Source organism: Amycolatopsis sp. NPDC006125 (genome assembly GCF_040614195.1).
In the GTDB taxonomy this organism is placed as follows: Bacteria; Actinomycetota; Actinomycetes; order Mycobacteriales; family Pseudonocardiaceae; genus Amycolatopsis_E; species Amycolatopsis_E tucumanensis.
This window is the reverse complement of sequence record NZ_JBEXTZ010000192.1, coordinates 1-6,253: the sequence shown is the minus strand read 5'-3', so window position 1 is coordinate 6,253 and position 6,253 is coordinate 1. Positions and strand designations below refer to the sequence as shown.

General features: G+C 68.8%; 6 protein-coding genes and 1 tRNA gene. 2 read left to right on the top strand and 5 right to left on the bottom strand.

Annotated elements, in window-relative coordinates; genetic code table 11:
- Positions 1–55: 55 nt before the first annotated feature.
- Positions 56–129 (bottom strand) — tRNA-Leu (locus ABZ193_RS42970).
- Positions 130–230: 101 nt separating this feature from the next.
- On the opposite strand from ABZ193_RS42970, the gene ABZ193_RS42965 reads away from it, so the two are divergent.
- Positions 231–452, top strand: a complete 222-nt coding sequence (locus ABZ193_RS42965; protein ID WP_017984592.1) for a DUF3618 domain-containing protein — start codon at positions 231–233, stop codon at positions 450–452.
- A gap of 4 nt (positions 453–456) precedes the next feature.
- On the opposite strand, the gene ABZ193_RS42960 is transcribed toward ABZ193_RS42965, so the two are convergent.
- Both ABZ193_RS42960 and ABZ193_RS42955 read right to left on the bottom strand, forming a co-directional pair.
- Positions 457–936: a hypothetical protein gene (locus tag ABZ193_RS42960; RefSeq protein ID WP_020421527.1), complete on the bottom strand. Its 480-nt coding sequence runs from the start codon at positions 934–936 to the stop codon at positions 457–459.
- Positions 937–1,166: 230 nt separating this feature from the next.
- Positions 1,167–1,721 (bottom strand): TetR family transcriptional regulator, encoded by a 555-nt coding sequence (locus ABZ193_RS42955; protein ID WP_020421526.1) that lies wholly within the window; start codon positions 1,719–1,721, stop codon positions 1,167–1,169.
- A gap of 136 nt (positions 1,722–1,857) precedes the next feature.
- Between ABZ193_RS42955 and ABZ193_RS42950 the strand changes: the two genes are divergently transcribed.
- Positions 1,858–3,333 (top strand): NAD(P)/FAD-dependent oxidoreductase, encoded by a 1,476-nt coding sequence (locus ABZ193_RS42950; RefSeq protein ID WP_354714572.1) that lies wholly within the window; start codon positions 1,858–1,860, stop codon positions 3,331–3,333.
- Between the two features lie 754 nt (positions 3,334–4,087).
- Here ABZ193_RS42950 and ABZ193_RS42945 read toward each other — a convergent pair.
- Both ABZ193_RS42945 and ABZ193_RS42940 read right to left on the bottom strand, forming a co-directional pair.
- Positions 4,088–4,561, bottom strand: a complete 474-nt coding sequence (locus ABZ193_RS42945; protein WP_020421524.1) for a helix-turn-helix domain-containing protein — start codon at positions 4,559–4,561, stop codon at positions 4,088–4,090.
- 190 nt (positions 4,562–4,751) lie between these two features.
- A partial coding sequence (locus ABZ193_RS42940) for an LCP family protein (protein ID WP_354714570.1) occupies positions 4,752–6,253 on the bottom strand: 1,502 nt, incomplete at its 5' end.

Sequence of the window (6,253 nt, the reverse complement as noted above, 5' to 3'; positions counted from 1 at the left end):
GGGGTCGAAAGATCGCCCGCGGCGAGATCTGAACCTGCTGGTCAGGGGCTTGTTGTGGGCCCGGAGAGACTCGAACTCTCACTGGCATGGACCTAAACCATGTGCCTCTGCCAATTGGGCTACGGGCCCCGACGCCACCAGCCTAGCGCCCGGGCCTCGTACGGCGTGGCCGGTGCCGCCCGTCGCGGGCCGTGATCTACGGTTGTGCCCTGCGAAGGTGAGGAGGACCTGTGGCTCGCGACCCGGACACCATCGAGCGGGAGATCGTGAAGGCCCGCGAAGCGCTTGCGTCGACGTTGGATCAGCTGGGCGAGAAGGCCAGCCCCAAGCGGCTGGCCGACAACGCCAAGACGACCCTGCGCACGAAGTTCGACGACCCCAAAGTCAAGTTCCCGCTGATCGGGGTCGGCGTGCTCGTCGCCGCACTGCTGGTGCGCAAGCTCTTCCGCTGAGGGCTCAGGCCCGCGCGGCCGGCGTGCTCGCGGCCGCGGTCACCTTGATCGACGAGGTGGCCGCCGGCTGCGGCGCCGCCGGCTTCGCGGCCGTCAGCGCGTCCCCGATGTCCGCCGTCAGCTTCGCCTTCGGCTTCTTCTCCGGCTTGGACGCCGGCTGCTCTGGTACATCAGCCGGTGCCTCCTCCGCCGTCGACGCCTCCGCGGGCGCGGCTGGCTCCGGAACCTCGATCGGCGCCGGCTCGGGCCGCGTCAGCCGCGCGGTCATGTACGCGGCCGTGAACTCCAGCGCGCTGCCGTTCAGCAGGTGGACGACGGTGGCCCCCTTCGCCTCCGCGCCCAGCTCCTCGACGAACTGGTCGACCCGGTCCCGCGCCGCGATGATGCCCGGCGCCCGCGCGGTCAGGCTCCTGCCATGGCCGGTCACGGTGACCGCCCAGTCGTCGTCCTCCGGCACGTAGATCGCCGTGATCGGTACCGCCATGAGTCTCACACCCCTGCCGCTCTCGGCTGCAACTCCACTTTGAGGGAGCAATCCGAAGCCTCTTCATGACGCCGATCGCGTTCATCCGATCGGGCGTGCTTCTGCCGCCATTTGCTTAACGCTCTGTCAGCTTCTATCGATACATCAACAGAACTCTGCGTGACAAGTTCTGGGCGAAACTGTGCGATGCGTGACGACCGGATGGAGCAACCACCTGCGGATACGCGTGATCACTGAGCGCGAAGACCAAGTCCCGCCCACAGGACCTCCATCGCGAGGTCGGTAGCCAGATCGGGTGTCACCTCGTCGTGCTGCTCGCACCAGATGGCGAGCCGCTCGCACGCCCCGACGACGAGCTCGGCCGTCGCCTCCAGCAGGAGGTGTCCCGCCTCGCCGGCGTCGAAGTACTGCGCCATCAGCTTCGCGATCAGGTCCGTCTGCTGGCGCCGGGTGTCCTCCAGCGCGTCCGAGGCCGACGTGCCGATCAGGGCGAGCTCGTGGCGCAGCAGCGACCAGCCCTGCCGCCGCTCGCGCGCGAACACGAAGAACGCCCGCAACCCGCTGCGCAGCGCCTCGCGCGCGTCCGTCTGGCCGGCCACCGCACGCTCGGTCACCTCGCGCAGCTCGGCCCTGGCCTGCGCGACGCACGCCAGCAGCAGGCCTTCCTTCGAGTTGAAGTACTCGTAGAGCATCGGCTTGGACACGCCCACCCGCTCGGCGATCTCGTCCATCGACGCCGCGGCGAACCCGCGCTCGGCGAACACCGCTTCCGCGACCTCGAGCATCTGCTGCTCGCGCTGGGCTCGGGGCATGCGTTTGCGACGGGTCGGCCCGGTCATGAAACTGACTCTACCGGAGGTAACCTACTCCGAGTAAGATGGACTCGCGGTAACACCTAATGCTCAGTGTGGAGGAAGGTACATGGCAGAGCACACGCGAACGGGCGTGATCATCGTCGGCACCGGGTTCTCCGGCCTGGGCATGGCGATCCAGCTGCGCAAGGAGGGCCGCGAGGACTTCGTCATCCTGGAGAAGGCGGACGACGTCGGCGGCACCTGGCGCGACAACACCTACCCGGGCTGCGCCTGCGACATCCAGTCGCACATGTACTCGTTCTCCTTCGAGCAGAACCCGAACTGGAGCCGCTCGTTCTCGCCACAGCCGGAGATCTGGGACTACCTGCGCGGTGTCGCGCGCAAGTACGACCTGTACGAGCGCACCCGGTTCGGCCAGGAGATGACCGGCGCCCGCTGGGACCCGGACGAGCACCGCTGGCACGTCACCACCAAGAACGGCGACACGTTCAGCGGCCGGTTCCTGGTCAACGGCGTCGGCGCGCTGCACCTGCCGCAGATCCCGGACCTCAAGGGCATCGAGCGGTTCCAGGGCAAGACCTTCCACTCGGCGCAGTGGGACCACGACTACGACCTGCGCGGCAAGCGCGTCGCGGTCGTGGGCACCGGCGCCAGCGCGATCCAGTTCATCCCGGCCATCGCGCCCGAGGTCGAGCAGTTGCACGTCTTCCAGCGCACGCCGGCGTGGGTGATGCCGAAGCCGGACCACGCGATGCCGGAGTGGGCCAAGTCGGTGTTCGCGAAGGTCCCCGGCACGCAGCGCGCCTACCGCAACCTCCTGTACTGGATGCTGGAGGCCCGCGCGATCGGCTTCAACGGCCACCAGGGCCTGATGAAGGTCGCGCAGAAGCTCGCGAAGTCCAACATCGACAAGCACATCGACGACCCGGCGCTGCGCGCGAAGCTGACGCCGGACTACGTGATGGGCTGCAAGCGCGTGCTGATCTCCAACGACTACTACCCGGCGCTGAACCGGGACAACGTGGACGTGATCACGAACGGCGTCGCCGAGGTCACCGAGACCGGCGTGATCGACACGGCGGGTGTCGAGCGCGAGGTCGACGCGATCATCTTCGGCACCGGCTTCCACGTCACCGACGCGTTCGACAACCTGGACATCATCGGGGTGGAGGGCCGCAAGCTCAACAAGGAGTGGGCGACCGAGGGGATGCGGACCCACCTCGGCATCACGGTCAACGGGTTCCCGAACATGTTCTTCCTGCTCGGGCCGAACACCGGGCTGGGGCACAACTCGGTCGTGTTCATGATCGAGTCGCAGATCCGCTACGTCGCCGAGGCGATCCGGCTGGTGGAGCAGACCGGCGCCGGTGCGCTGGAGCCGCGGGCCGAGGTGCAGGAGCGGTTCAACGCCGAGATCCAGCACAAGCTGGCCAAGGGCGTGTGGACGCAGGGCGGCTGCAAGAGCTGGTACCTCGACGCGAAGGGCGTGAACCGGACGATCTGGCCCGGCTTCACCTGGCGGTACTGGCTGAACACGCGAAAGCTGCGGCCGTCCGACTTCGAGCTGGTCGGCCGCGACTGACTCGTGACGCCTTGCCGGAGTGCGGCCCGGTCGGGGTCGGGCTCCGGATTGGCGGCGCGCCGGAGATTGCGCGCAGGCGGTCCCGCGGTGAGGTTGCGCAGCTGGGTCATGCACGACATTGGCCGCCCGTTGGAGGCACATCTCGCACGGTGCCGTGTTGGCTTTGTCCTGCCGGAGTGCGGCCCGGTTGGGGTCGTGCTCCGGCCGGGAGTGTCAGTCGTCTTCCGCGTCGGAGATCGCGCGTAGGCGGTTCAGCGGTGCGGGCGGAGGGCGGTGAGGTTGACGGCTGGGCCGCCCACGCCATGGCCGCGGTCGAGGTTCACCTCACGCGATGCCGGGCTGGCAGAGGTTGTTTTGCCGGAGTGCGGCCCGGTTGGGGTCGCGCTCCGGGCGGGAGTGTCAGTCGTCCTCAACGTCGGAGATCGTGCAGGCGGTCCAGCAGTTCGGGGACGATGACGTTGCCATCCGCGACATGGCTGCCCGGTCCAGGTGTACCTCGTGCGGCGCGCTGACCTGGCGGAGTTTTGTCCTGCCGGAGTGCAATCCGCGTGGGGTCGCGCTCCGGCCGGGACGTCAGTCGTCTTCCATGTCGGAGATTGCGGGTAGGCGGTTCGGCGGTGCGTTGGCGGTGAGGTTGCACAGCTGCGCATCCACGCCGTGGTCGCCCGGTTGACGCGCACGTCGCGGCGCCGGGTTGGCGGAGTTTTGTCCTGCCGGAGTGCGATCCGCGTGACGGTGCGCTCCGGCAGGAACGTCAGTCGTCTTCTACGCCGGAGATTGCGCGTAGGCGGTCCAGCAGTTCGGGCACAGTGAGGTTGCACAGCTGGGCCATCCACGACATGGCCGCCCGGTCCAGGCGCACCTCGCGCGCCGCGCCGGGCTGGCGCAGTCTGCCCTCCGCCCACCGCCGCAGCGGCAGCAGCTCGGTCCGCTCGTCGGCGACGATCCGGGTCAGGTCCAGCCGCACCTTGCCCGGCTCGTCGGCGAAGACGCGCCGGTGCACGCGGGCCAGCAGGTCCTGCGGCAGCTCGTCCATTGCGAGGCACAGCTCGACGAGCCGCACCACCGAGCACTGGCGCGTGCCCAGTTCGTAGGTCGCCAGCGTCTGCAGCGAGATGTCGCTCTGCAGGTGCTGATTCAGCTCCTTGCGCGTCCAGCCTCGTCGCCGGCGCAGCTTGCGGAGTTCCTCCCCCAGGATTCGCTGGTAGAGGTCATTGTCGATGCGCACTCCCCGTCCCCTGCCCTGACCTTGCGTCGCGCCGCACCCCTGCTCTGGCACGTCCGGTCGAACTCCAGCGGTGTTCACGGGTATGTAAGTCGCTGAGTGCGGGTTCCTTACGCGACTTTGCCCAGTCCGTTTCATTTGACCGGCGTTATTAGGCCGATCGGGCTAACCCGGGGTGGGCTGGACGGTGTGGTCAGTTGACGCAGGTGATGCCGTTGGCGGTGATCGGCTCGTCGCTGCCCGGCGCAGGGGCCTGGGTGCTCGCGGGCGGTGCGGCGGCCGCCTGCTGGACCACGCGCGACGGGGACGTCGAGTAGTCGCTGCCGACGAGCACGACGACATGCCCCTTGGTCACGGTCGGGTCCTGCTCGATCGTCGCGCCCGAGCCGAGTGCGTCGGCGACCTGCTGGGCCGCCTCCTGGCCGCCTGCCGGGTAGCGGACCACGGTCGACTTGCGCGAGGTGGTGTTCGAGGTCTGGCCGCCGGTGAAGCCCTTGCCGGTGAGGCTCTGCAGGACCGTGGACGCGAGCCCCTCGCGGCCGGTTCCGTTTCGGACGTCCACAGTGGTCGCCGACTTGGCCGGACCGGTCTCGGCGGGCTGTGCGGACTGGGCCGGGGCGGTCAGGCCCCGGACGAACTCCCGGATCTGGTTCGGGTCGACCTGGATGGCCTGCCCGTCATCCGGGGTGCTGTAGTCCATGTTGACCACCGGGATGGTGCGGAACTCCAGCTGCCCGCCGGTGAGACCCTTCATCTGCTGGGCGAACCCGAGGATGTCCCAGCCCTGGTTGAGCACCACGGACTTCTTGACCGCGTCGGTGAGGCTGTTCAGCTTGCCCGGATCGGCGAGGGTGCCTGCCGACAGCACCTTGCGCGCCATCCCGGCCATGAACACCTGCTGACGCACGACCCGGTCGAGGTCGCCGCGCGGAAGACCGTGCCGCTGCCGGACGAACTCGAGCGCCTCGACACCGGAGATCGTGTGCTGCCCCTTGGTGAACTTCGCGCCCGAGTACGGGTCGTTGACGTTCTCCTTTAGGCACACGTCCACGCCGCCGATGGCCTTGGTGATCTCGGAGAAGCCGAGCAGGTTGACCGAGGCGTAGTTGTCGATCGTCGAGCCGGTCAGCTGCTCGACGGTCTGGATGAGGGTCTTGGCCCCGGCCTGGTTGGACTGCACCTCGATGGACTTGGCGTCGGTCTCGCCCTCTTCCTGCAGTTTCCGGCGCTCCGCGGCCTTCGCGCGGGCGTACGCGGAGTTGATCTTGTGCTTGCCGAAGCCGGGGATGTTGACGTAGGAGTCGCGGGGCAGCGAGACCGCGACGGCCTTGCTGCCGTCGTTGGGGATGTGGACCATGATCAGCGTGTCGGTGTTCTCCTCGCCGTCCGCGACACCGGCGCGGAGCTGGGCGAGGAGGTCCGCCGGCAGCGGGTTGCCCTGCGCGTCGGTGCGGCTGTCCATGCCGACCAGGAGGATGTCGCGGGCCCCGTCGGCGGGCTGGTTCGCGTCGATCACGTCCGTGGTGGTGAGGCCGTTGACCAGGCCCTGCATCGCCGCCCACGCGTAGCCGGTGAGGCTCATGACCAGCAGGGACACCAGCCCCACGGCGACCTTCGCGCCCCGGCGCGACGAGCGCCTCGGCGGCGGTGGCGGCGGACGGCGGCGGATCTGGGCGGGCGCGGCCCGGTCGCGGG

Bases quoted from the DNA above. Each gene is read 5' to 3' on its own strand.
- ABZ193_RS42955 (WP_020421526.1), bottom strand. From the start codon at position 1,721: ATGCTCGAGGTCGCGGAAGCGGTGTTCGCCGAGCGCGGGTTCGCCGCG.
- ABZ193_RS42950 (WP_354714572.1), top strand. From the start codon at position 1,858: ATGGCAGAGCACACGCGAACGGGCGTGATCATCGTCGGCACCGGGTTC.
- ABZ193_RS42960 (WP_020421527.1), bottom strand. From the start codon at position 936: ATGGCGGTACCGATCACGGCGATCTACGTGCCGGAGGACGACGACTGG.